The organism is Piscinibacter lacus (genome assembly GCF_016735685.1).
Lineage (GTDB): Bacteria > Pseudomonadota > Gammaproteobacteria > Burkholderiales > Burkholderiaceae_C > Aquariibacter > Aquariibacter lacus.
This window is the reverse complement of sequence record NZ_JAERRA010000002.1, coordinates 556,537-576,771: the sequence shown is the minus strand read 5'-3', so window position 1 is coordinate 576,771 and position 20,235 is coordinate 556,537. Positions and strand designations below refer to the sequence as shown.

Annotated in this window: 20 protein-coding genes and 1 tRNA gene; 10 read left to right on the top strand and 11 right to left on the bottom strand. The window is 72.8% G+C overall.

All coding sequences use genetic code 11. The annotated features are described in order from the left end of the window. Nucleotides 1-36: 36 nt before the first annotated feature. The 4 genes from JI742_RS13035 to JI742_RS13020 form a co-directional block, all read right to left on the bottom strand. Nucleotides 37-1,050, bottom strand: a complete 1,014-nt coding sequence (locus tag JI742_RS13035; protein WP_236677027.1) for a YncE family protein — start codon at nt 1,048-1,050, stop codon at nt 37-39. Continuing rightward, nucleotides 1,047-2,945, bottom strand: coding sequence for an ATP-binding response regulator (locus JI742_RS13030; RefSeq protein WP_201827550.1), 1,899 nt, complete (start codon nt 2,943-2,945; stop codon nt 1,047-1,049). Before JI742_RS13030 ends, JI742_RS13035 begins: the two co-directional genes overlap by 4 nt. Further along, complete coding sequence (locus JI742_RS13025) at nt 2,942-3,709, bottom strand: response regulator (protein WP_236677026.1); 768 nt, start codon at nt 3,707-3,709, stop codon at nt 2,942-2,944. Before JI742_RS13025 ends, JI742_RS13030 begins: the two co-directional genes overlap by 4 nt. 85 nt (nt 3,710-3,794) lie before the next feature. Beyond that, nucleotides 3,795-4,418: a ParA family protein gene (locus JI742_RS13020; protein WP_201827548.1), complete on the bottom strand. Its 624-nt coding sequence runs from the start codon at nt 4,416-4,418 to the stop codon at nt 3,795-3,797. Nucleotides 4,419-4,684: 266 nt separating this feature from the next. Here JI742_RS13020 and JI742_RS13015 point away from each other — a divergent pair, with 266 nt between their 5' ends. Together JI742_RS13015 and pyrF are read left to right on the top strand one after the other, a co-directional pair. Further along, complete coding sequence (locus JI742_RS13015; RefSeq protein ID WP_201827546.1) at nt 4,685-5,695, top strand: catalase family peroxidase; 1,011 nt, start codon at nt 4,685-4,687, stop codon at nt 5,693-5,695. A gap of 82 nt (nt 5,696-5,777) precedes the next feature. Further along, nucleotides 5,778-6,623 carry an orotidine-5'-phosphate decarboxylase gene (gene pyrF / locus JI742_RS13010; protein ID WP_201827544.1) on the top strand — a complete coding sequence of 282 codons (846 nt, stop codon included), beginning with the start codon at nt 5,778-5,780 and terminating at the stop codon, nt 6,621-6,623. 19 nt (nt 6,624-6,642) lie between these two features. Here pyrF and JI742_RS13005 read toward each other — a convergent pair whose 3' ends face one another. Continuing rightward, entirely contained in the window at nt 6,643-7,563 is a 921-nt protein-coding gene (locus JI742_RS13005) for a DMT family transporter (RefSeq protein ID WP_201827542.1), read from the bottom strand. An 11-nt stretch (nt 7,564-7,574) separates the two neighbouring features. Continuing rightward, nucleotides 7,575-8,837: a lysophospholipid transporter LplT gene (lplT, locus tag JI742_RS13000; RefSeq protein ID WP_201827540.1), complete on the bottom strand. Its 1,263-nt coding sequence runs from the start codon at nt 8,835-8,837 to the stop codon at nt 7,575-7,577. A gap of 224 nt (nt 8,838-9,061) precedes the next feature. Here lplT and alr point away from each other — a divergent pair, with 224 nt between their 5' ends. From alr to arfB, 3 genes are all read left to right on the top strand, one after another. After that, nucleotides 9,062-10,312, top strand: a complete 1,251-nt coding sequence (gene alr, locus JI742_RS12995; protein ID WP_201827538.1) for an alanine racemase — start codon at nt 9,062-9,064, stop codon at nt 10,310-10,312. Nucleotides 10,313-10,427: 115 nt separating this feature from the next. Next, the gene (locus JI742_RS12990) at nt 10,428-10,919 is read left to right on the top strand and encodes an acyl-CoA thioesterase (protein WP_201827536.1); all 492 of its coding nucleotides are present in this window, start codon (nt 10,428-10,430) and stop codon (nt 10,917-10,919) included. 26 nt (nt 10,920-10,945) lie between these two features. Beyond that, entirely contained in the window at nt 10,946-11,350 is a 405-nt protein-coding gene (gene arfB / locus JI742_RS12985) for an alternative ribosome rescue aminoacyl-tRNA hydrolase ArfB (RefSeq protein WP_201827534.1), read from the top strand. A gap of 7 nt (nt 11,351-11,357) precedes the next feature. On the opposite strand, the gene selD is transcribed toward arfB, so the two are convergent. Together selD and senB are read right to left on the bottom strand one after the other, a co-directional pair. Beyond that, nucleotides 11,358-12,443, bottom strand: coding sequence for a selenide, water dikinase SelD (gene selD, locus JI742_RS12980; protein ID WP_201827532.1), 1,086 nt, complete (start codon nt 12,441-12,443; stop codon nt 11,358-11,360). A gap of 129 nt (nt 12,444-12,572) precedes the next feature. Then, nucleotides 12,573-13,565 carry a selenoneine biosynthesis selenosugar synthase SenB gene (gene senB / locus JI742_RS12975; protein WP_201827530.1) on the bottom strand — a complete coding sequence of 331 codons (993 nt, stop codon included), beginning with the start codon at nt 13,563-13,565 and terminating at the stop codon, nt 12,573-12,575. A 114-nt stretch (nt 13,566-13,679) separates the two neighbouring features. On the opposite strand from senB, the gene senA reads away from it, so the two are divergent. The 5 genes from senA to phnE all read left to right on the top strand — a co-directional run bounded on the left by senA (nt 13,680) and on the right by phnE (nt 18,689). Continuing rightward, nucleotides 13,680-14,948: a selenoneine synthase SenA gene (gene senA, locus JI742_RS14080; RefSeq protein ID WP_201827528.1), complete on the top strand. Its 1,269-nt coding sequence runs from the start codon at nt 13,680-13,682 to the stop codon at nt 14,946-14,948. 107 nt (nt 14,949-15,055) lie between these two features. Next, entirely contained in the window at nt 15,056-15,928 is an 873-nt protein-coding gene (locus tag JI742_RS12965; RefSeq protein ID WP_201827526.1) for a putative selenate ABC transporter substrate-binding protein, read from the top strand. Between the two features lie 22 nt (nt 15,929-15,950). Then, nucleotides 15,951-16,787 carry a phosphonate ABC transporter ATP-binding protein gene (locus tag JI742_RS12960; RefSeq protein ID WP_201827524.1) on the top strand — a complete coding sequence of 279 codons (837 nt, stop codon included), beginning with the start codon at nt 15,951-15,953 and terminating at the stop codon, nt 16,785-16,787. Nucleotides 16,788-16,812: 25 nt separating this feature from the next. Next, complete coding sequence (locus tag JI742_RS12955) at nt 16,813-17,667, top strand: PhnE/PtxC family ABC transporter permease (protein ID WP_201827522.1); 855 nt, start codon at nt 16,813-16,815, stop codon at nt 17,665-17,667. Between the two features lie 182 nt (nt 17,668-17,849). Then, nucleotides 17,850-18,689: a phosphonate ABC transporter, permease protein PhnE gene (gene phnE / locus JI742_RS12950; protein WP_201827520.1), complete on the top strand. Its 840-nt coding sequence runs from the start codon at nt 17,850-17,852 to the stop codon at nt 18,687-18,689. A gap of 9 nt (nt 18,690-18,698) precedes the next feature. On the opposite strand, the gene mnmH is transcribed toward phnE, so the two are convergent. From mnmH to JI742_RS12935, 3 genes are all read right to left on the bottom strand, one after another. Then, the gene (gene mnmH / locus JI742_RS12945; RefSeq protein WP_201827518.1) at nt 18,699-19,754 is read right to left on the bottom strand and encodes a tRNA 2-selenouridine(34) synthase MnmH; all 1,056 of its coding nucleotides are present in this window, start codon (nt 19,752-19,754) and stop codon (nt 18,699-18,701) included. Between the two features lie 95 nt (nt 19,755-19,849). Further along, nucleotides 19,850-19,926, bottom strand: a tRNA-Met gene (locus tag JI742_RS12940). A gap of 102 nt (nt 19,927-20,028) precedes the next feature. Next, nucleotides 20,029-20,223: a DUF2905 domain-containing protein gene (locus JI742_RS12935; RefSeq protein WP_201827516.1), complete on the bottom strand. Its 195-nt coding sequence runs from the start codon at nt 20,221-20,223 to the stop codon at nt 20,029-20,031. Between the last annotated feature and the right edge of the window lie 12 nt (nt 20,224-20,235).

The following is a 20,235-nucleotide window of genomic DNA, read 5'->3' as shown; positions in this document are numbered from 1 at the left end:
GAAGGAAGGGGAAGGACGCTCGTGCGGCGCCTTGCTTCACCTGGGGGTGGAACCGGGGTCGGGCTGCGCGCGCGGCGTGCCGATGAAGACACCGAAGCCGCGCGGATTGCTGCCGACAGGCAGCGTGGCAAGCGTCTTGCCGCTGGATCCGTCGAGCACCGAAACATTGTCATCCATCCAGTTCACGACCAGCACCTGCCCGTCCTGGGCGGCCACGCCCTCGGGGTAGCCGAAGCCGGGCAGGGTGTCGATCACGCGCAGCGTGTCCGGGTCGATCACGCTGACCGAGTCGCTGCCCTGGTTGCTCACATACAGCCGGCGCCCGCCGGCGGCCAGGGCCGCGCTGTAGGGGCGCTTTCCGACGGCCACGGTGCCCACGGGCGCCAGGCTGCGGGCGTCGAGCACGCTCACGCTGTCGCCGTAGACATTGAGCACATAGAGCCGCTCGCGCGGCGCGTCATGCGTGAGCGCGAAGGGATGGGCGCCCACCGCCGCGCGCGCCCGCACCGTGCGCGTGGCCGGGTCGATCACGCTGAGCCGGTCCTCGTCGCGCTCGACGACGTAGACGCTGTGCCCGTCCGGATGCACCGCCACGCCGGCCGGCGCGCGGCCCAGCGGCAGGGCCCAGCGCTCGGCCAGGGTCTGCGCATCCAGGGCAAGCAGGCGGTTGCCGAACCAGTCGGCCAGGTAGACGGTGCCGCCGTCGGGGCTGACGGCGATGCCGACCGCGCCCCCGCCGGCCTTGGCCCGGGCGGCGACCTTCAGCGTCCGAAGATCGAGCGCGACGACTTCGTCGCTGCCCGGGTTGCTGATGTAGGCGCGGTCGCCCTGCGCGCTGACGGCAATGCCGGCCGGGCCCTGGCCCACCGGCACCGTGGCCTGCACGCGCAGCGTGGCCAGGTCGATCACCGAGACATCGTGGCTGCCCTGGTTGGTGATGAGGGCCAGGCCCCGCGGGCCGGTGGCATGGGCGGCCGGCGCCGTGAACAGCAGCGCCATCAGGCCCAGGGCCGGCAGGCTGCGCGCGAACAAGCGGAAGGGACAGGTCATGGGGCAGGTGGGAGCGGGGCCGCCCCGGCCGGTTCCCCGGGGTTCACCCGGGGCGGGGCGCCCTTGCGGCCGAGCTTGAAGCTGATCATGGCCCGCAGCCGCTGCGGGCTCACCGGCTTGGTGAGCAGGTGGAAGCCCAGGGCCTCGGCCTGGTCCTCCTGCCCGCCCAGGGTGCTGCCGGTGATCATCAGCGCCGGCAGCTCGCCCAGGCCGGCCTGGGCGCGCAGGCGCTTGAGCACCTGCAGGCCGTTGCCGTCGGGCAGGCGGTAGTCGACCAGCAGCAGGTCGGGCCGGGGCTTGCCCTGGGTCGAGGCCAGGGCCAGCCAGGCCTCCAGGCCGGCCAGGCTGTCGACCAGCTCGACCTGCGCCTCCCAGCCCTGCAGCAGCACGCGCAGGCTGTCGCGCACCGCCGCCTCGTCCTCGACGACGAGTATGGAGCGGCCGGCCAGGGTCAGCTCCGCGCGCGGGCCGGGCAGCGGCGGCGGCGGCCGGTCGGGCGGCAGCCGGCCGGCCGGCAGGGACAGGTGGAAGACCGAGCCCCGCCCCGGCCAGGAGCGCAGCCCGACCGGTGCGGCCATCAGCCGCGACAGGCGCCGCACGATGGCCAGCCCCAGGCCCAGGCCCTTGCGCTCCTGCGGCGCCAGGGCCGGCCGGCCGGGGGCCTGGTAGAACTCGTCGAAGATGCGGTCCTGCTCGACCGGACTGATGCCCACGCCGCTGTCCCAGACCTCGATGCGCACCTGATCGCCGCGTCGCCGTGCGGCCACCAGCACGCCGCCGTCCTCGGTGTAGCGGATGGCATTGGCGAGCAGGTTGCGGACGATGCGGTCGACCAGCACCGGGTCGGCGAAGAAGGCGTGCTGGTGGCCGCGGAAGCGCAGGGCCAGGCCCTTCTCGAAGGCAATCGGCGCGTACTGCAGGCGCAGCCGGCTGAAGAGCTGGGCGCAGGCAAAGTGCGCGGGCACGGGCTCGACCACGCCGGAGTCGATCTTGCTCAGGTCGAGCAGCTCGCCGAACAATGCCTCCAGCGCCTCGACCGAGCTGTTGATGCTGTTGACCAGGCTCACCACCTCCAACTGCCCCTGGGTGCGGGCGCGCAGGGCCTCGGCGAACAGGCCCAGGGCATGCAAGGGCTGGCGCAGGTCGTGGCTGGCGGCGGCAAGGAACTGGGTCTTGGCGCGGCTGGCGGTCTCGGCGGCGCGGCGCGCCTGCTCGGCCACCGCCTTCTCGGCCCGGAGCTGCTCGGCCAGGGCCTCGGTGCGCACCTTCAGGCGGATGGTGCGCTCGAAGGTCGCCCGGTAGACGCTGCCCAGGGTGGCCGTCATCGCGAAGGCCAGGCCCAGCACGCCGGCCAGCACCGGGCCGCCATGCTGCGGGTCGATCGCCACCCGGGCGATCAAGGGCAGCAGGGCCAGCACGATGAAGCTGGCGAAGATGCGGAACTGCGGCGCCAGCAGGGTGATGGAGCCCACCGCATAGCTGTAGACGATGATGATCAGCGCCGTCTGCGACAGCGCCGAGCCATGGCTGTAGAGCAGCCAGGGCGCCAGGCCCCAGACCACGCCCGAGGCCATCACGCTCACATTCCAGCGCCGCAGCCACAGCGGGGCCTCGGCGGCCCGCGCGCCCAGGCTGGTCTTTTCGTAACGCCCGCGCAGGGCCAGCCGGGTCAGCCAGACGATGCTGAAGATGCCGGCCCAGCCCCACAGCGTCACGGCCGGCGTGGTCGGCAGGTAGATCGCGAAGACGACCAGTGCGCCCAGCAGGTTGCCGAACAGCGACACCCCGACCTGGGCATAGAGGGCACTGACCTTGTCCGGCAGCAGCCGGGCTTCGCTCAGGAAGGTTTCGTCTTCGGGCGCGGGCAGGCCCTCGGGCCCCTCGCCCGGCTTCATTTCGCGGGGTTTGCCGCCGCCGCCGGGCTTGCGCGCTGCGGCCGGCGCCAGCCGGGCAGGTAGCCGCCCTGCACCGACATCTGGCCGACGGCCAGCACCGCCTGGGTTCGGGTGTTCACGCCCAGGGCGCGCAGCACGGCGGCGACATGGTCCTTGATGGTCTCGACCGACAGGCTCAGCTCGCGGGCGATCACCTTGTTGGGCTTGCCCTGCAGCAGCAGGGTGAGCACATCGGTCTGGCGCGGGGTCAGGCCCAGCTCGGCCAGGCTCACCTGGGCCGGTTGCGCCTCGCCGTTGGCCGTCACGCCCAGGCTGACCGCGGCGCCGGCGGTTGCGCTTTCGGTGGCCATCGGCGGCACGTAGATGCCCCCGGACATCACCAGCAGCAGGGCGGCGGTCAGCTCCTCGGTGCTTGCCCGCTTGGAGACATAGCCCATGGCGCCCAGGTCGATGCAGCGGATCACGTCCTGGTTGTTGCTGGCCCCGGAGATCACCACCACGGGCAGGGCGGGATACAGCTCGCGCAGCTCGGCGAGCAGGACGAAGCCGTCGGCATCGCCCAGTTGCAGATCGAGCAGCACCAGATCGTGGTCGGCCTCATGCTCCAGCAGGTGCCGCGCCGCGGCCGCGCTGTTGGCTTGCATCACCCGTGCCGCAGGCTCCAGGCTCTCGATCAGGGCCTTCATGCCCGAAAGCACGAGGGGATGGTCGTCTACCAGCAGCACCCGCATCGCGTCACCCTCCGTCCCTGTGATTTTTTTCATGCCCCGCTCGACTTGGCCGGGCCGTCCCGGATGCTAGCCGAGCTTTCCCCCTCGTTGGAGGGGGGTGGCCCGGGTTTCGGGGGGCTCAGGACGCATTCAGCCAGTCGAGCACCGAGCGCCATTGCGCCAGGTCCTTTTCGACCCGGGCGGGCGCCACGTCCCACAGCGTCAGGCCGTGGGCGGCAAGCTGCACATAGTTCTGCGTCTCGCGCAGGGGGCCGAGCACGGGCACGCCGAGCTGGCCGAGGAATTCCTGCAACTGCTGGGCGGCATGGGTGTGCTCGCGCACGCGGTTGCCAAGCACGGCCAGCGGCACCTTCGCATGCTTGCGGCGGGCCTGCAGCTCGGCCAGGAAGGCCGCGCTGGCGCGGATGTCGAAGAGGCTGGCCTGCAGCGGCACCAGCACCCGGTCGGCCAGCTTCATCACCGCATCGAGCCGCTTGCCGTGCAGGCCGGCCGGGGTGTCGAGCACCAGATGGGTCGTGCCCTTGGGCGGGCGCACGATGGCCTCATGCTCGGTCAGTTCCCAGCCGCGGATGGGCGGCAGCTCGGGCGCCCGCTGGGCCAGCCAGGCGGCCGAGGACTGCTGGCGGTCGGCGTCGCCGAGCATCACCGCATGGCCCTGCCGGGCCAGATAGCCGGCCAGGTTCGTCGACACCGTCGACTTGCCCACGCCGCCCTTGGGATTGGCCACCACGATGACCGGCATTGCCGACCTCCTTCCACATGCTCGTCGATGTTCGCCGGACACCATGACGGCCGTCATGACGAACCCTCATCCTGCCGGTGCGGGCGCCGTGCCGGCGCGGGATCACTGTAAGGCCGGCCCGCCCGCTTCGACCCACCCGGCGTGAGGCGGTGCTGCCGCCTCCCCGCAGCCCTTGGCCATCGCGGTCTCCCCCAGCGGAGCTTCCGTGCGGCCCGGGCCTCGGCTGTCCCCTCCCACCCCCTGCGTCCTCCGTCCAAGGAATCATCATGACCTCGACCCCCTCCCTTCTCGGCCTGGCTGCGGCCGCCGTGCTCGCCGGCCTGTCCACCCTGCCGGCCCAGGCCCAGGTCTCGGCCGCCGAAGCCCAGGTCAATGCGCTCGAAGGCCTGGCCGGCAAGCAGCCGGGCACGCGCCGCTCCTTCGCCAAGGGCCTGTGCGCCACCGGCCATTTCGTCGGCAACACCGTCGGCCGCACGCTGTCGACGGCGGCCGTCTTCAACGGCGACAAGGTGCCGGCGGTGATCCGCTTCTCGGTCGGCGGCGGCAACCCGCGCGCCAGCGACAAGGGCAAGTCGGCCCGCGGCCTGGCCGTGGCCCTGGACCTGGCCAATGGCGAGCAGTGGCAGATGGCCAATGTCTCGGCGCCGGTCTTCTTCGTCAGCCGGCCCGAGCAGTTCGTGCCCTTCCTCGAAGCGCGCACCGCCGACCCGGCCACCGGCAAGCCCGATGCGGCCAAGCTCAAGGCCTTCAACGAAGCCAATCCGGACACCACCAAGCAGGGCGCCTACTTCGCCAAGAACCCGGTGCCGGCCAGCTATGGCGCCACGCCCTACTGGAGCACCAATGCCTTCATCCTCAGCGATGCCCAGGGCGTGAACCGCCACGTGCGCTGGCAGTTCGTGCCGGTCAAGGGCTTCGAGGGCCTGAACGACGAGCAGCTCAAGGCCCTGCCGGACAACTTCCTGGCCGATGAACTGCGCAAGCGCGTGGCCGCCGGCCCGGTGGTCTTCGATTTCAAGTTGCAGCTTGCCGAAGCCGGCGACAACCTGACCAACCCGACCGAAGCCTGGCCCGACAGCCGCCTGCTGCTGCCGGCCGGCCAGCTCGTGATCGACAAGGTCGAGGCCGACGGTGCCGGCGCCTGCGAGCGCATGACCTTCAACCCGATCGTGCTGCCCAAGGGCATCGCGCCCTCGGCCGACCCGGTGCTGAACGCCCGCGCCGCGCCCTACGGCGTGTCGCTGGGCCGTCGCCTGACCGAAGCAACCAGCAAGTAAGCCGACACCGCTGCGCCGGGCCCGCAAGGCGCCCGGCGGAGGGTACCCAGGGGCCCCTGCGGGGGCCCCTTACCATTGCGGCATGTCCTTTCTCGACCGCCTGCACGCCGCCGAGCGCCGGGCCGACAGCCTGCTGTGCGTCGGTCTCGACCCCGATCCCGCCAAGTTCCCGGCCCCGTGGACGGGCGATGCGGGCCGCATCTTCGATTTCTGCGCCCGCATCGTCGATGCGACCAAGGATCTGGTGCTGGCCTACAAGCCGCAGATCGCCTACTTCGCCGCGCACCGGGCCGAGGACCAGCTCGAACGCCTGATGGCCTACCTGGCCCGCACCGCGCCCGATGTGCCGGTCATCCTCGACGCCAAGCGCGGCGACATCGGCGCGACCGCCGAGCAGTACGCCCGCGAGGCCTTCGACCGCTACCAGGCCGATGCCGTCACCGTCTCGCCCTTCATGGGCTTCGACACGGTCGAACCCTACCTGCGCCGGCCCGGCAAGGGCGTCTTCCTGCTCTGCCGCACCTCCAATCCGGGCGGGGCGGACTGGCAGGCCCAGCGCCTGGCCGACCTGCCGGGCCAGCCGCGGCTTTACGAGCACCTGGCCGCGATGGCCGAGACCCGCTGGAACCGCAACGGCCAGCTCGGCCTGGTCGTCGGCGCGACCTGGCCCGAGGAGCTGGCCCGCGTGCGCGCGCTGGCGCCGACGCTGCCGCTGCTGATCCCCGGGGTGGGTGCGCAGGGCGGCGATGCCGCAGCCACGGTGCGCGCCGCCTGGCGCGGCACGCCCGAGGGCGGCAGCACGGCGCCGATCGTCGTGAATTCCTCGCGTGCGGTGCTCTATGCCAGCGCCGGGCCGGACTTTGCCGAGGCCGCCCGCCGCGAGGCCCTGGCCACGCGCGACACGCTCAACGCCGCCCGCCGCGGCTGAACCGCGGCCGGCCGGGCGATCAGGCCGCCGGCTTGGCCGGCGCCGCTGGCCCGATCGAGAGCAGCGCCGCCAGCAGGATCAGGCCGCCGCCGCCCAGCAGGCCGGGGCTCAGGGCCTGCTCGCCCAGGGCCACCGACGACAGGGCGGCGATCGGCACCTCGGTGAGCATGATCACCGCCGTCACGCTGGCCGGCAGCCGTGCGGCGCCGTGCTGCAAGGCCATGTTCGAGGCGCTGAAGGCCAGCGCCAGCAGCAGGGCCAGCGGCAGCCAGCCCGGCAGCGGCCAGGGCGCCGGCGGCGCCGGCACCTGGCCGAGCAGGCCCAGCGCCAGGGCCAGGCCGCTGCCGACCAGCAGGCCGCCCAGGAACATGGCCATGCCGCGTGCGGCGGGCGTGGCCTCGGCCTCGCGCCGCAGCAGCACATTGTTCAGCGCGAATCCGAAGCCGCCGGCCACGCCCAGCAGCTCGGGCAGGCCCAGGGCCGCGGGGGCTGCGGCATCGGGCGAAGCGCCGCCCTCGGGCAGCAGCACCAGCACGGCGCCGCCCAGGGCCAGCAGCACGCGCAGCAGGTCGCGCGCGGTCGGCTTCTCGCCCAGCAGCGCCCAGCCCAGGCCGACCGCCCAGAGCGGCATCAGGTAGAACAGCAGCACCACGCGCAGCACGTCGCCGATGCTGACGGCCCAGTTGAAGCAGGCATTGGTCAGGCCGGCGGCCAGCAGCAGGGCGATCAGCGGCCGGCTGCGCAGCACCTGCCCCAGGGCCTGCGGCTCGCGCCAGGCCATCAGCAGCACGGCGATCAGGAAGACGGCGCCCGTGGCCCACAGCGCATGCAGGCCGGCGGCCTGCAATTGCCGCAAGGGCCACCAGGACAGGCCCCAGACCGTCGCATTGAAGACCAGCGCCGCCACGGCCCCGCCGCGGCCCGAGAAGGCAGCCGACATCGCCCCGCCGCTCAGTGGCAGTCGCTGCGGGCGATCTGCAGCAGGCGCTCCAGCTCCTCGCGGTGCAGCACGCCATTGCGCCGGTGCCAGCGGCGGATCAGGGCCATGGTGCCGGCAACGGCCAGGCCGAAGATCGTGATCGCGCCGAAGGCCGACAGGCCCACCGTCGTCATGCCGGCGTAGGCCGCGCCCAGGCCGAGGATGCAGGCCTGCTCGTTGAAGTTCTGCACGGCGATCGAGCGGCCGGCCCCCATCAGGTTGTGGCCGCGGTGCTGGAGCAGCGCATTCATCGGCACGACCAGGAAGCCGCCCAGCGCGCCCAGCAGCAGCAGGAAGGGGGCGGCCAGCCAGGCGTCGCGGATGAAGATCAGCACGATCATCAGCAAGCCCATGCCGATGCCCAGCGGCAGCGTGCGGGTGGCATCCTCCAGCCGCATGCGCAGCGAGGCCGCCACCGCGCCGACGGCCGTGCCGATGGCCACCACGCCGACCAGGGTCGAGGCCTGGGTCGTGCCATAGCCCAGCGCCGCCGCGGCCCAGGCCAGCACGATGTAGCGCAGGTTGCCGCTGACGCCCCAGAACAGCGTGGTCGTGGCCAGCGAGATCTGGCCCAGCTTGTCGTTCCACAGCCGGGCATTGCAGGACACGAAGTCGCGCAACAGGGCCAGCGGGCCGGCCATGGGCAGCAGCCGGGCCTCGGTGCGCGGGATGAAGAGGTTGAAGACCGCCGCGATCACATAGAGCAGCACCAGGCTGGCAATGGCCGCCTGCGCCGGCTGGGTGATGCCCGGCAGGCCCAGGCCCATCAGGTGCGGCGAGATGACCGGGCCGATGAGCTGCCCGCCCAGCACCACGCCCAGGATGATCGAGGCGATGGTCAGCCCCTCGATCCAGCCATTGGCCTGGACCAGTTGCGAGGGCGGCAGCAGCTCGGTGAGGATGCCGTACTTGGCCGGCGAATAGGCCGCCGCGCCCAGGCCGACGATGGCATAGGCCGCCAGCGGATGCGTGCCGAAGAGCATGGCCAGGCAGCCGATCACCTTGATCGTGTTCGACACGAACATCACCCGGCCCTTGGGCACCGCATCGGCGAAGGCGCCGACGAAGGGCGCGAGCAGCACATAGAACAGCGCAAACATCGGCACCAGGGCCGCGCGCTGCCATTCCGGCTCGCCGCTGCTGCGCAGCAGCTCGACGGCGGCGACGAAGAGCGCGTTGTCCGCCAGCGAGCTGAAGAACTGCGCTGACATGATGGTGTGGAAGCCGCGCTTCATGCGCTTGGTTCTGCTCGTTCGGTGGGACGGCCTCGGGCGCGGCCCGCCGTGCAGGCCACGTGCCCACCGTAGACGCCAGGGGCGGCGGGTTATAGCACGCGCTTCTTGACGGATGGCAGCCAGGGTCGACCCGGCCCGCAGCGCCCGGCGCGGCCGTGTGAGGGGCCACACTTGCGCCTGCGCCGGCCGCGAGCCGGCGGCCTCCTGACCCCACCGCCGCGCCCATGCCCCGCCCGATCCAGGCCCTGATCCACCCCGCCGCCCTGCGCCACAACCTGGCCCGCGCCCGCGCCCATGCGCCCGATGCCCGGCTGCTGGCCGTCGTCAAGGCCGATGCCTACGGCCATGGCATCGAGCGTGTCTACCCGGCCCTGCGCGGCGCCGATGCCTTCGCCCTGCTCGACCTTGCCGAGGCCGAGCGCCTGCGCGCCCTGGGCTGGCGCGGCCCCATCCTGCTGCTGGAGGGCGCTTTCGAGCCGCGCGACCTGGAGGCGGCCTCGCGCCTGGGCCTGTGGCATGTCATCCACCACGAGGCGCAGATCGACTGGCTGGCCGCGCACAAGACCGATGTGCCGCAGCGCATCTTCCTCAAGCTCAACAGCGGCATGAACCGCCTGGGCTTCGCGCCGCAGGCCCTGCGCGGCGCCTGGGCGCGGCTCGATGCGCTGCCCCAGGTCGAGGAAATCTCGCTGATGAGCCACTTTGCCGATGCGGACGCCGATGCGGAGGCCGAGGCCGACCCCCATGCGGCCGGCGCCCTGCCGCCGCGCGGCATCGCCGCGGCCTGCGCGCGCTGGCTCGATGCCACCGCCGGCCTGCCCGGCGAGCGCAGCCTGGCCAACAGCGCGGCCCTGCTGCGCCACGGCCGCCGGCCCCTGCACCAGGCTGCTGCGGCAGCCGGCGGCCCGCGGCCCGAAGCCGGCGACGCTGCCGACACCCTGCTGGCGGCCGACTGGGTCCGCGCCGGCCTGATGCTCTACGGCGGCTCGCCCGACCATCCGCGCCGCAGCGCCGCCGACTGGGACCTGCGCCCCGCCCAGACCCTGCGCAGCCGGCTCATTGCCGTGCAGGACCTGCAGCCCGGCGAGACCGTCGGCTACGGCAGCTGCTACCGCGCCGCGCGCGCCATGCGCATCGGCATCGCCGCCTGCGGCTATGCCGACGGTTACCCGCGCCATGCGCCGGCCGAGACCGAGGCCGGCGCCCCGGTGCTCGTCGACGGCCTGCGCACCCGCACCGTCGGCCGGGTCTCGATGGACATGCTGGCGGTCGACCTGGAGCCCCTGCGCGCCGCCGGCCGGCCGGCCGGCGTCGGAGCCGAGGTCACGCTCTGGGGCGAGGGCCCGGGGGGCAGCCGCCTCCCCATCGACGAAGTCGCCGAGGCCTGCGGCACCGTGGCCTACGAGCTGATGTGCGCGCTTTCGCCGCGCGTGCCGGTGCGCTGCCTCGACGAGGACGGCGCCGACCCGGGCTGAGCCCGAGCCGCGGCCTGGCCGGGCCGCCCCACAATCCGCGCCGCGGCGCCCGCGGGCGGGTGCCGGGTTCGGCGCTTGCTTGCCGAAGCGCCTCATGTCCCACGGAGACCTGCCGATGAGCTCGCCCCATCTCTCGATGACCGTGCTGATGACGCCCGACATGGCGAACTTCTCCGGCAAGGTCCACGGCGGCCAGATCCTGCGCCTGCTCGACCAGGTCGCCTATGCCTGCGCGGCGCGCTATGCCGGCAGCTATGTCGTCACCCTCTCGGTCGATTCGGTCATCTTCCGCGAGCCGGTGCAGGTCGGCGAGCTGCTCACCTTCCTGGCCTCGGTCAACCACACGGGCAACACCTCCATGGAAGTCGGCGTCAAGGTGGTGGCCGAGAACATCCGCACCCAGGCCGTCCGCCATGTGAACAGTTGCTTCTTCACCATGGTGGCGCTCGACGAGGCCGGCAAGCCGCAGAAAGTGCGGCCGCTGCCCATCGAGACGCCCGAGGCCCTGCGCCGCTTCGAGGCCGCGAAAGTCCGCCGCCAGTTGCGCCAGGAACTGCAGCGCCGCTTCGACGAGACCCGCCAGTCCTCGTCCACCGGCGGCACCTGAGACCGGCTGCGCACGCTGCCCGGGCCATGAGCCGCATCCTCATCGATCCCGCCGAGCTGGAATGGACGGCCATCCGCGCCCAGGGCCCGGGGGGACAGAACGTCAACAAGGTCTCGAATGCGGTGCAGTTGCGCTTCGACGTGGCAGCTTCCAGCCTGCCCGAGCCGGTCAAGGCCCGGCTGCTCGCGCGGGCCGACCAGCGCCTGAGCCGCGACGGCGTCCTCGTCATCAAGGCCCAGACCGAGCGCAGCCTGCTGCGCAACCAGGCCGAGGCCCTGGCGCGGCTGCAAGCCCTGGTCGACGCCGCCGCCCGGCCGCCCCAGCCCCGCCTGGCCACCCGCCCGACCCGTGCCTCGGTGCGCCGCCGCCTCGACGGCAAGCGCCTGCTGGGCGAGCGCAAGGCCGCGCGGCGCGGCGGCGCGGGCGACTGAGGCCGCCTCAGTCAACGATCAGCCGCGGCCCTTCGCTGCCGGCGGCGACGATCTCGCCGATCTCCGCCGCGGCGGCAAAGCCGTGGACTTGGAAAACGGCCAGCACGGCCTCGACGGCCTCGGGCGCGCAGCTCACCAGCAGGCCGCCGCTGGTCTGCGGGTCGGTCAGCAGGGCCTGGTCGATCGCGTCGCGCCGGCTGCCCAGGGCCACCTGGCTGCCGTAGCCGGTCCAGTTGCGGCCGGAGGCGCCGGTCACGAAGCCCTGTTCGGCCAGGCCGCGCACGCCGGCCAGCAGGGGCACGCGGGCCCAGTCGATGCGCAGGCTGGCGCCGGCGCCGCGGGCCAGCTCCAGGCCGTGGCCGGCCAGGCCGAAGCCGGTCACATCAGTCAGGGCATGCACGCCGTCGATCGCCGCCAGGTCCGGGCCGGGGGTGTTGAGCTTGGTGGTGCTGGCGATCATCTGGGCATAGCCCTCGGCGCCGAGCTGCTCCTTCTTGAGCGCCGCCGAAAGCACGCCCACGCCCAGCGGCTTGCCAAGGATGAGCCGGTCGCCCACCTTCGCATCGGCATTGCGCTTGACCCGCTTGGGGTGGACCAGGCCCAGGGCCACCAGGCCGTAGATGGCTTCGACCGAGTCGATGGTGTGGCCGCCGGCGATGGGGATGCCGGCCGCGCGGCACACCGACTGGCCGCCATCCAGGATGCGACCGATCACCTCGACCGGCAGCACATTGATCGGCATGCCGACCAGGGCGAGGGCCAGGATGGGCCGGCCGCCCATGGCATAGACATCGCTGATGGCATTGGTGGCGGCGATGCGGCCGAAGTCGTAGGGGTCGTCGACGATGGGCATGAAGAAGTCCGTCGTCGCGATCAGTGCTTGCTCCTCGTTGAGCTTGTAGACGGCGGCGTCGTCGGCGGTCTCGATGCCCACCATCAGCTCGGGCGGGATCGGCATGGCGGCCGTGCCCTTGAGGATTTCGGACAGCACGCCCGGGGCGATCTTGCAGCCGCAGCCGCCGCCGTGGGAGAGCGAGGTCAGGCGCGGCACGGGCGCGGGGGCGGGGCAGGTTTCGGGGCTGGGGCTGTTCATCGGGGGCTCCGTGGGGCAGGGTAGGGCGCTCGGCCCGTCGCGGCGCAGCATGCGGCACAAGGGGGCGGGCGCAGGGGCAGGGGCAAGGACAGGGTCGCGGGCGTCAGCGCATCCTGACAGTGTCGGTCTTCACGCGCAGCCGGGCGCTTCGGCCAGGCCGAGCCGGCCCAGCCAGTTGCGCAGGCAGGCCTGCTCGTGGCCGGGCAGGAAGCGCGGCGCCAGCGCCTCGGCGCGGGCCTGCAAGGTGGCGAGCCGGGCGGGCTCGTCGCGCAGCGCGACCAGGGCCAGCCGCAGGCTGTCGGCGTCGCCGGGGGCGAAGTAGCCGGGCCAGTCCTCGCCCAGCATGCCGACATTGCCGGACACCCGCGAGGCCAGCACCGGCGTGCCGCTGCAGACGGCCTCCATCACCACATGCGCGCCGCCTTCCATGTGGCTGGGATGGATCAGCAGGTGGGCGCGCTGGATGCGCTGGCGCGTCTCGCCATGCGGCCGGGCGCCCAGCCAGCGGTAGCGCGGGCAGCGCGCGGCCAGGGCCTGGGCCTGGGCGCCCAGGGCCGGGTCCAGCGGGGCGCCGAGGTGGTCGATGAAGAGATCCTGCCGTTCGGCCAGGAGTTCGGCCAGGGCGAAGATCAGCTCCGGCGCCTTCTCGGCCCGCAGGTGGCCGACGACGAGGGCGCGAAGGTGGCGGCTGGTCTTGGGCAGGGTGCGGCGCGGCGTGGTCGATTGCCAGCACACGTCGGCGCGCGCCCGGTGCGCGGCCGGCAGGGCCTGCAGGGCCTCGGGTTGCAGCAGCAGCAGGCGATCGGCCAGGTCCAGCGAGCGCAGGGCCTGCGGATCGCCGGCGGGCAGGTCCTTGTAGAGGTCGGTGCCGGTCAGCACCAGGCCCAGCGGCCGGCCGGGATGCGCCGCCCGCCAGCGCGCCACCGCCCCGGCCGAGCGCCGCGCATGCAGGGCGATCAGGCCGTCGGGCAGGGGGCCGGGCTCGGTGCCGGTCCAGTCGCCCGCGATCCGGCAGTCGGCCGTGCTGCGCAGCAGGCGCGCCCAGCGGGCGGCGGTCTGCCAATTGCCGTTGTTGTCGGCCGCCCGGGCGGGCGTGACGAGGTGGATCAGCGGGCGCGACATGGCCGGCGGTGTAGCACACCGGGCTTGCCGCCGGCGCCGCGGCAGCCGGCGGCCCGTGTTCCCGACGGGCCTTCGCCGGGGCCCCGGCCGGTCGGCCTACCATGCGCCTCAACCATGGATCTTGACGCCAGTTTCCGCACCGTCGCCGCGCCCCAGCTTGCGGCCATGCTGCGGGCCAGCCGGCAGGCCACCCTCGACCTGCTCACCGTGCTGGCCGCCCAGCTCGGTCCGGCCCTGCGCGTGCCGCAGCGCGACAGCCTGAACCTGCCGCTGTGGGAAGCCGGCCACATCGCCTGGTTCCAGTCCTGGTGGATCGCCCGCCTGCCGGCCGAACAGCGCCACCGCGGTGCCGAGGCCGACCCCCTGGCCCCCCGCCACCCGCCGGCGCCAGTGGCCAGCCCGCTGGACGACGACCGCCTGCACGACTCCAGCCACGTCCCCCATGCCAGCCGCTGGCACTTGCCCCTGCCCGATCTGCAAGCCACCCGCGAGCGCCTGCACCAGGGCCTGGACGAGACCCTGGCCCTGCTGGCGCATGCCCCGGGCGACGACGCCGGCCTCTACTTCTACCGCCTGGTGCTGGCCCATGAGGACATGCACCAGGAGGCCGGCCTGATGCTGGCCCAGCAGCTCGGCCTGGATCCCGGCCCCCAGGCGCCGCGCCCGCCGGCAGCCCCGCCCGCGCGGCCCGAGCTGAGCCTGCCCGGCGGCCCCATCGAGCTGGGCGAGGACGGCGAGGCCGAGGCCTTTCGCTTCGACAACGAATGCGGCCGGCGCCAGGTCGAGCTGGCGCCCTTCCGCATCGACGCCCGGCCGCTGCGCCAGCGCGATTTCCTGGCCTTCGTCGAGGACGGCGGCTACGAGGACCCGCGGCTCTGGTCGCCCGCCGGCTGGGCCTGGCGCCAGGCCCGCGCGGCCGAGGGCGAGGCCCTGCCGCGCGCGCTGCGCATGCCCGGCCCGGACGGGGCGCGGGCCCCGATCAACCAGGCGGGTGCCGAGCGGCGCGTCTTCGCGCGCTGGCTGCCGGTCGATCCCGAGGCCGCCATGCAGCAGGTGAGCGCCTTCGAGGCCGAGGCCTGGTGCCGATGGGCCGGCCGTCGCCTGCCGACCGAGGCCGAATGGCTGGCCGCCGCCCGCCTGCCGCCGGCCACCGGCTTCGCCTGGGGCGAGGTCTGGGAATGGACGGCCGAGGCCTTCAGCCCCTTCGAGGGCTTCCGGCCCCATCCCTACCGCGACTACTCCCAGCCCTGGTTCGGCGACCACCGCGTGCTGCGCGGCGCGGCCTGGACCACGCCGATGCGTCTGCGCGACCGGCGCATGCGTAACTTCTACCGTCCGGGCCGCCATGACGTGATCGCCGGTTTCCGTAGCTGCGCGCCCTGAGCCCGGCGTGCGGTCATCGACCCTCAGGTGTAATGCGCCGGCCCGGGCGCCCGACGCACCGTCGAGACGCCAACCCCCTGCCCCGTTCGCACCCTCCGGAGACCGCCATGCTTGATCGCCTGCCCTCGCGCACCCTCAAAGCCCTGTTGCTGGGCGCTGCCCTGGCCCTCGGCCCGCTCGGCGCCGCCCTGGCCCAGACCACCCTGCGCGTGACCACCATCCCCGAGGAAGCTGCCACCGAGCAGGTGCGCAAGTTCACCCCGCTGGCCCAGTACCTGGAGAAGAAGCTCGGCGTGAAGGTCGAGTTCACCCCGGTCAGCGACTACCCGGCGGCGGTCGAGGCCCTGGTCAACAAGAAGGTCGAGCTGGTCTGGTTCGGCGGCTTCACCCATGTGCAGGCGCAGATCCGCTCGGGCGGCAAGATCGTCCCCATCGCCCAGCGCGTGGAGGACACCAAGTTCACCTCGGTCTTCATCGCCAAGACCGATTCGGGCATCAAGACCCTGGCGGACCTGAAGGGCAAGCAGGTTTCCTTCGGCTCGCAGAGCAGCACCTCGGGCCACCTGATGCCGCGCAGCAACCTGCTCAATGCTGGCCTGGACCCGGAGAAGGACTTCAAGCGCATCGCCTACAGCGGCGCGCATGACGCGACCATCGCCTCGGTGGTCAGCGGCAAGGTCGATGCCGCGGCGCTGGACGTGACGGTGTGGAAGAAGTTCGTCGCCGAAGGCAAGGTCGACACCAAGGCGGTCGATGTGTTCTTCACCACCCCGCCCTTCTTCAACTACAACTGGTCGGTGCATGCCGACCTGCCGGCCGATCTGCGCGAGAAGATCAAGGCCGCCCTGCTGGCCCTGGACGACAGCACGCCCGAAGGCGCCGAGATCCTCAAGCTCAACCGCGCCAGCCGCTACATCGAGACCAAGCCCGAGAACTACAAGGGCCTGGAAGCCGCGGGCCGCAGTGCCGGCCTGCTCTGATCCGGTCTGAGGACAGCTTCCGATGCAGCTTGACCTGGACGGGCTGGAGGCCCGTCATCCTGCCGCCAAGCCGGGCAGCCCGGCAGCCTTGCGCGGCCTGGACCTGCATGTGGAGGCAGGCGAGCAACTGGCGGTGATCGGCCCCTCGGGGGCGGGCAAGACCAGCCTGCTCCAGGTGCTGGCCTGCGCGATGCAGCCCGCCGCCGGCCACTTGCGCCTGGGCGGGCAGGACCCCTGGGCGCTGGGCCAGGCCGCGCGGCAGGTGCTGCGCGGCCGGCTCTTCCTGGCGCCGCAGGTGCCGCCGCTGCCGCCGCGGCAGCGGGTCGTCACCTCGGTGCTGGCCGCCCGCCTGCCTGCCCTAAGTCTGCTGCGCAGCCTGCGCGCGCTGCTCTATCCCGACGACATTCCCGGCGCGCATGCGGCACTGGAATGCTTCGACCTCGGCGACAAGCTCTTCGAGCGGGTCGACCGCCTGTCCGGCGGCGAGCGCCAGCGTGTCGGCCTGGCCCGCGCCCTGCTGGCCCCGGCCAGCCTGTGGCTGATCGACGAGCCGCTCTCGGCCCTGGACCCGACCCGTGCCATCCAGGCCATGGACACCCTCACCGGCACCGCCCGCGAGCGCGGCGTCACCCTGGTCGCGACCCTGCACCAGGTCGATGTGGCCCTGGCCCATTTCCCGCGCATCGTCGGCCTGCGCGAGGGCCGGCTGGCTTTTGACCTGCCGGCCGCTCAGGTCGATGCCGCCTGCCTGGCGCGCCTCTACGCCCAGCATGAGCATGAGCTGCGCGGCACCGCGCCGGCCGGCCTGCCCGAGCCCGCGCCGCTTGCGCCGCAGCCGGTGGTGATGCATTGCCGCTGAAGCCGCCGCGCCCGACGCTCAAGGCATGAGCCTGACCCTCCTTCCCGCTGCGGCCGGCCTGCCCGCCGCGCCGCGCCGCGACCCGGCCTGGCGGGGCCGTGTCACGGGCTTGCTGCTGCTGGTCCTCTTGCTGTGGCCGATGCTGGTGGCCACCGAGTTCAAGCCCTGGATCCTGGTCGAGCCCGACAACCTCAAGCCCACCCTGGCCTTCCTGCGCAGCTTCGTGCCGCCGGCCACCGAGGGCGAGTTCCTGGCCCTGGTGCTGCGCGAGACCTGGCGCACCGTGGCCATCGCCACCGTCGGCGTCACCCTGGCGCTGGCGCTGGCCCTGCCGCTCACCCTGCTGTCCACCCGGGTGCTGTCGATCTCGGCGCTGTCGGGCCGCATGGCCCGCGGGCCGGCGCTGCTGCGGCAGCTCACGCGCTGGCTGCTGATCGTGTTGCGCTCGGTGCCCGAGCTGGTCTGGGCCCTGGTCTTCGTGCGGGTGGTCGGCCTGGGGCCGACGGCCGGTGTGCTGGCGATTGCGCTGACCTACGGCGGCATGCTGGGCAAGGTCTATGGCGAGATCCTGGAAAGCGGCGAGGCCCATGCCACCCAGAGCCTGCTGCGCAATGGCAGCGGGCGCTTGCAGGCCTTCTTCTACGGCCTGCTGCCGCAGAACGCGGCCGAGCTGAGCAGCTACACCGTCTACCGCTGGGAGTGCGCGATCCGCTCCTCGGTCATCCTCGGCTTCGTCGGCGCGGGCGGCCTGGGCCAGCAGCTCGACAACTCGATGAAGATGTTCAACGGCGGCGAGGTGCTGACCATGCTGATCGTCTTCGTGCTGCTGGTGGCCGGGGCCGATCGTGTCAGCGCCGGCCTGCGGCGCAGCCTTGGCTAAGAAGGTGTGAACGGACCCACCATGCCCGCTCATGCCGCCCGGAGTCGCGCCCTCGGCGTTGCAAATGCTCGCCGTAGCCCGGGCTACGGCTGTGCTTTGCGCCTTGATGGGACGACTCCGGCCGACCTGCTCGGACACGGCCGGTCCATTCACACCTTCCGAGAAGTTGTGAAGCAACCCGCATGAGCCTGCGTCCGCCCCTGCCCGCGGCGGCCAATCCGCCCTACAAGCTGCCGCCGCGGCTCTTCAATGCCCGCTGCCGCGCCTGCTGGTTCAGCCTGGCCCTGCTGCTGCTGGTGCTGGCCAGCTTCCTCAGCCTGGACCTGCAATGGGCAGCCTTCTTCTCGCGCGAGGCGGCGGCCAGCATGGGCCGCTTCCTGGGCGAGTTCTTCCCGCCCGACACCTCGCCGGCCTTCCTGAAGAAGGTGGCGGTCGGCGCCTGGGAGACCCTGGCCATGTCGGCCCTGGGCACCCTGCTGGCCGCCGCGGCCGGCCTGGTGCTGGCCCTGCCGGGCAGCCGCCTGCATGGCGGCGATGCGGCCTGGGCGCGGCGGCCCACCCGCTGGCTGCTGAATGCGCTGCGCGCCATTCCGGAGCTGGTCTGGGCCGCGCTGCTGCTGATCTCGGCCGGCCTCGGCCCCTTCGCCGGCACCCTGGCCCTGGCCTTCCACACCAGCGGCGTGCTGGGCCGGCTGTTCGCCGAGGCGATCGAGAACGCGCCCTCCGGCCCCGGCGATGCCCTGCGCGCCCAGGGCGTGGGCACGCTGCGCGTCTTCCTCTATGCCACCTTGCCCCAGGTGCTGCCTCAGCTCATGAGCTATACGCTCTACCGCTGGGAGAACAACATCCGCGCGGCGGCCGTGCTGGGCGTGGTCGGGGCCGGTGGCCTGGGCCAGTTGCTGGCCTTCCACATGGGCCTGTTCCAGATGGGCAAGACGGCCACCCTGATCGGCGCCATGCTGCTGATGGTCGGCCTGGTCGATGCCCTCAGCCACCTGCTGCGGCGGCGCATGGCGGGCTGAGGCCCTCGCTCAGTCGCCGCAGCGGCGGCGCAGTGTGGCGGCGGCCTCGGCCAGGCCCTGGGGGCTGCATGGGTCCACGGCCAATTCAGCGGCGGCGGCCAGGCCGCGCAGGTGACGCTGCTGCGACTGCGCATAGAGCGGGTCGTAGTGCAGGGCCAGCAGCTCCTCGGCCAGCTCGGCGGCCGGGCCTTCGGCGGCAAGCTGCTGCCAGCGCGCAAGCAGGGCATTGGGCAGCAGGCCCTGCAATTGCGCCAGCCGCGCCTGCAATTGCGGCGCATCGGCGATCAGCCAGGCGTAGTCCTCCAGCAGCAGCTCGCGGCGCCGGCTGCGGTCGACCCGCAGCTCGGTGACCGGCGCCGCACGCAGCGTGTCCACCACCGCATCGGGCAGGGCGATGCGGCCGATGCGCCGGCTCTCGGCCTCGACGAAGACCGGCCGGGCCGGGTCCAGATGCTCGACGGCGTCGGCCAGCCGGGTCTCGAAAGCCTTCTGGCTGGGCTGGGCCTGGTCGGGCAGGCCGCCGAGCACCGAGCCGCGATGACCGGCCAGGCCTTCCAGGTCGATCACCTGCGCGCCCTGTTCCGCCAGTGCGCCCAGCAGCCGCGTCTTGCCGCTGCCCGTGGGGCCCGAGAGCACCTGCAAGCGCAGCCGCGGCACTTGCTCGGCCAGCACCCGGATGGCATGCGCGCGCCAGGCCTTGTAGCCGCCCTGGAGCTGGCCGGCATCCCAGCCGACCATGCGCATCACCGTGACCGCGCTGCCGCTGCGCATGCCGCCGCGCCAGCAATAGACCAGTGGCCGCCAGTCCTTGCCCTGCTGCGACCAGAGCGCCTCGACCCATCCGGCGATGCGCCGCGCGACCAGCGCCGCACCCACCTTGCGCGCCTCGAAAGCCGATTGCTGCACATAGAGCGTGCCGACCCGCGCCCGCTCGGCATCGTCGAGCACCGGACAGTTGATCGCGCCCGGCAGGTTGTCCAGCGCGAACTCCGACGGCGAGCGCGCGTCGATCAGCGCGTCGAAGCCCGCGCGCTCATGCAGGGGAATCAGCAGCTTGGGAGCCATGGGGAGGCGAGGTTTGCGGCAGGCCCTGCCCCAAAGCACAAGCCCCTGGGCGGTGGGACCGGCCAGGGGCTTGGGGCATGGAGCTGCACTGTGTCTGGTGGCGCTTCAGGGACTCGAACCCCGGACCTGCGGATTATGATTCCGTCGCTCTAACCGACTGAGCTAAAGCGCCAAAGTCGCGCATTTTAGCCAGATCTTCAAGCCCGGGCGCAAGGCCCGTCACAGGGCGTGGACGGGGTACCACAGCGCCCGGCACGGGCGCCCGCGCCGGGGCTCAGAGCAGCTTGGCCAGGCCCATGGCGATCAGGCTCAGCAGGGCGCAACTGGCCAGCGGCAGGTTCCAGACCTTGCCCTTCCAGCGCCATGCCAGGTCGCCGGGCAGGCGGCCCAGGCCCAGCTTGCGCAGCCAGGGCTGCAGGCCCTGGAAGAGCAGCAGGGCGAGCACGGTGACGATCAGCCAGCGCAGCATGGGCGAGCTTTC

What these genes read in the sequence shown, in the direction of transcription:
- JI742_RS13020 (WP_201827548.1), bottom strand. Translation starts at nt 4,418, where the DNA reads ATGCCGGTCATCGTGGTGGCCAATCCCAAGGGCGGCGTGGGCAAGTCG.
- phnE (WP_201827520.1), top strand. Translation starts at nt 17,850, where the DNA reads ATGAGCCTGCGTCCGCCCCTGCCCGCGGCGGCCAATCCGCCCTACAAG.
- senB (WP_201827530.1), bottom strand. Translation starts at nt 13,565, where the DNA reads ATGTCGCGCCCGCTGATCCACCTCGTCACGCCCGCCCGGGCGGCCGAC.
- JI742_RS12990 (WP_201827536.1), top strand. Translation starts at nt 10,428, where the DNA reads ATGAGCTCGCCCCATCTCTCGATGACCGTGCTGATGACGCCCGACATG.
- JI742_RS13030 (WP_201827550.1), bottom strand. Translation starts at nt 2,945, where the DNA reads ATGAAGCCGGGCGAGGGGCCCGAGGGCCTGCCCGCGCCCGAAGACGAA.
- JI742_RS12960 (WP_201827524.1), top strand. Translation starts at nt 15,951, where the DNA reads ATGCAGCTTGACCTGGACGGGCTGGAGGCCCGTCATCCTGCCGCCAAG.
- pyrF (WP_201827544.1), top strand. Translation starts at nt 5,778, where the DNA reads ATGTCCTTTCTCGACCGCCTGCACGCCGCCGAGCGCCGGGCCGACAGC.
- JI742_RS13005 (WP_201827542.1), bottom strand. Translation starts at nt 7,563, where the DNA reads ATGTCGGCTGCCTTCTCGGGCCGCGGCGGGGCCGTGGCGGCGCTGGTC.
- lplT (WP_201827540.1), bottom strand. Translation starts at nt 8,837, where the DNA reads ATGAAGCGCGGCTTCCACACCATCATGTCAGCGCAGTTCTTCAGCTCG.
- selD (WP_201827532.1), bottom strand. Translation starts at nt 12,443, where the DNA reads ATGAACAGCCCCAGCCCCGAAACCTGCCCCGCCCCCGCGCCCGTGCCG.
- mnmH (WP_201827518.1), bottom strand. Translation starts at nt 19,754, where the DNA reads ATGGCTCCCAAGCTGCTGATTCCCCTGCATGAGCGCGCGGGCTTCGAC.
- JI742_RS13035 (WP_236677027.1), bottom strand. Translation starts at nt 1,050, where the DNA reads ATGACCTGTCCCTTCCGCTTGTTCGCGCGCAGCCTGCCGGCCCTGGGC.
- JI742_RS13015 (WP_201827546.1), top strand. Translation starts at nt 4,685, where the DNA reads ATGACCTCGACCCCCTCCCTTCTCGGCCTGGCTGCGGCCGCCGTGCTC.
- JI742_RS12955 (WP_201827522.1), top strand. Translation starts at nt 16,813, where the DNA reads ATGAGCCTGACCCTCCTTCCCGCTGCGGCCGGCCTGCCCGCCGCGCCG.
- arfB (WP_201827534.1), top strand. Translation starts at nt 10,946, where the DNA reads ATGAGCCGCATCCTCATCGATCCCGCCGAGCTGGAATGGACGGCCATC.
- JI742_RS13025 (WP_236677026.1), bottom strand. Translation starts at nt 3,709, where the DNA reads ATGAAAAAAATCACAGGGACGGAGGGTGACGCGATGCGGGTGCTGCTG.
- senA (WP_201827528.1), top strand. Translation starts at nt 13,680, where the DNA reads ATGGATCTTGACGCCAGTTTCCGCACCGTCGCCGCGCCCCAGCTTGCG.
- JI742_RS12935 (WP_201827516.1), bottom strand. Translation starts at nt 20,223, where the DNA reads ATGCTGCGCTGGCTGATCGTCACCGTGCTCGCCCTGCTGCTCTTCCAG.
- JI742_RS12965 (WP_201827526.1), top strand. Translation starts at nt 15,056, where the DNA reads ATGCTTGATCGCCTGCCCTCGCGCACCCTCAAAGCCCTGTTGCTGGGC.
- alr (WP_201827538.1), top strand. Translation starts at nt 9,062, where the DNA reads ATGCCCCGCCCGATCCAGGCCCTGATCCACCCCGCCGCCCTGCGCCAC.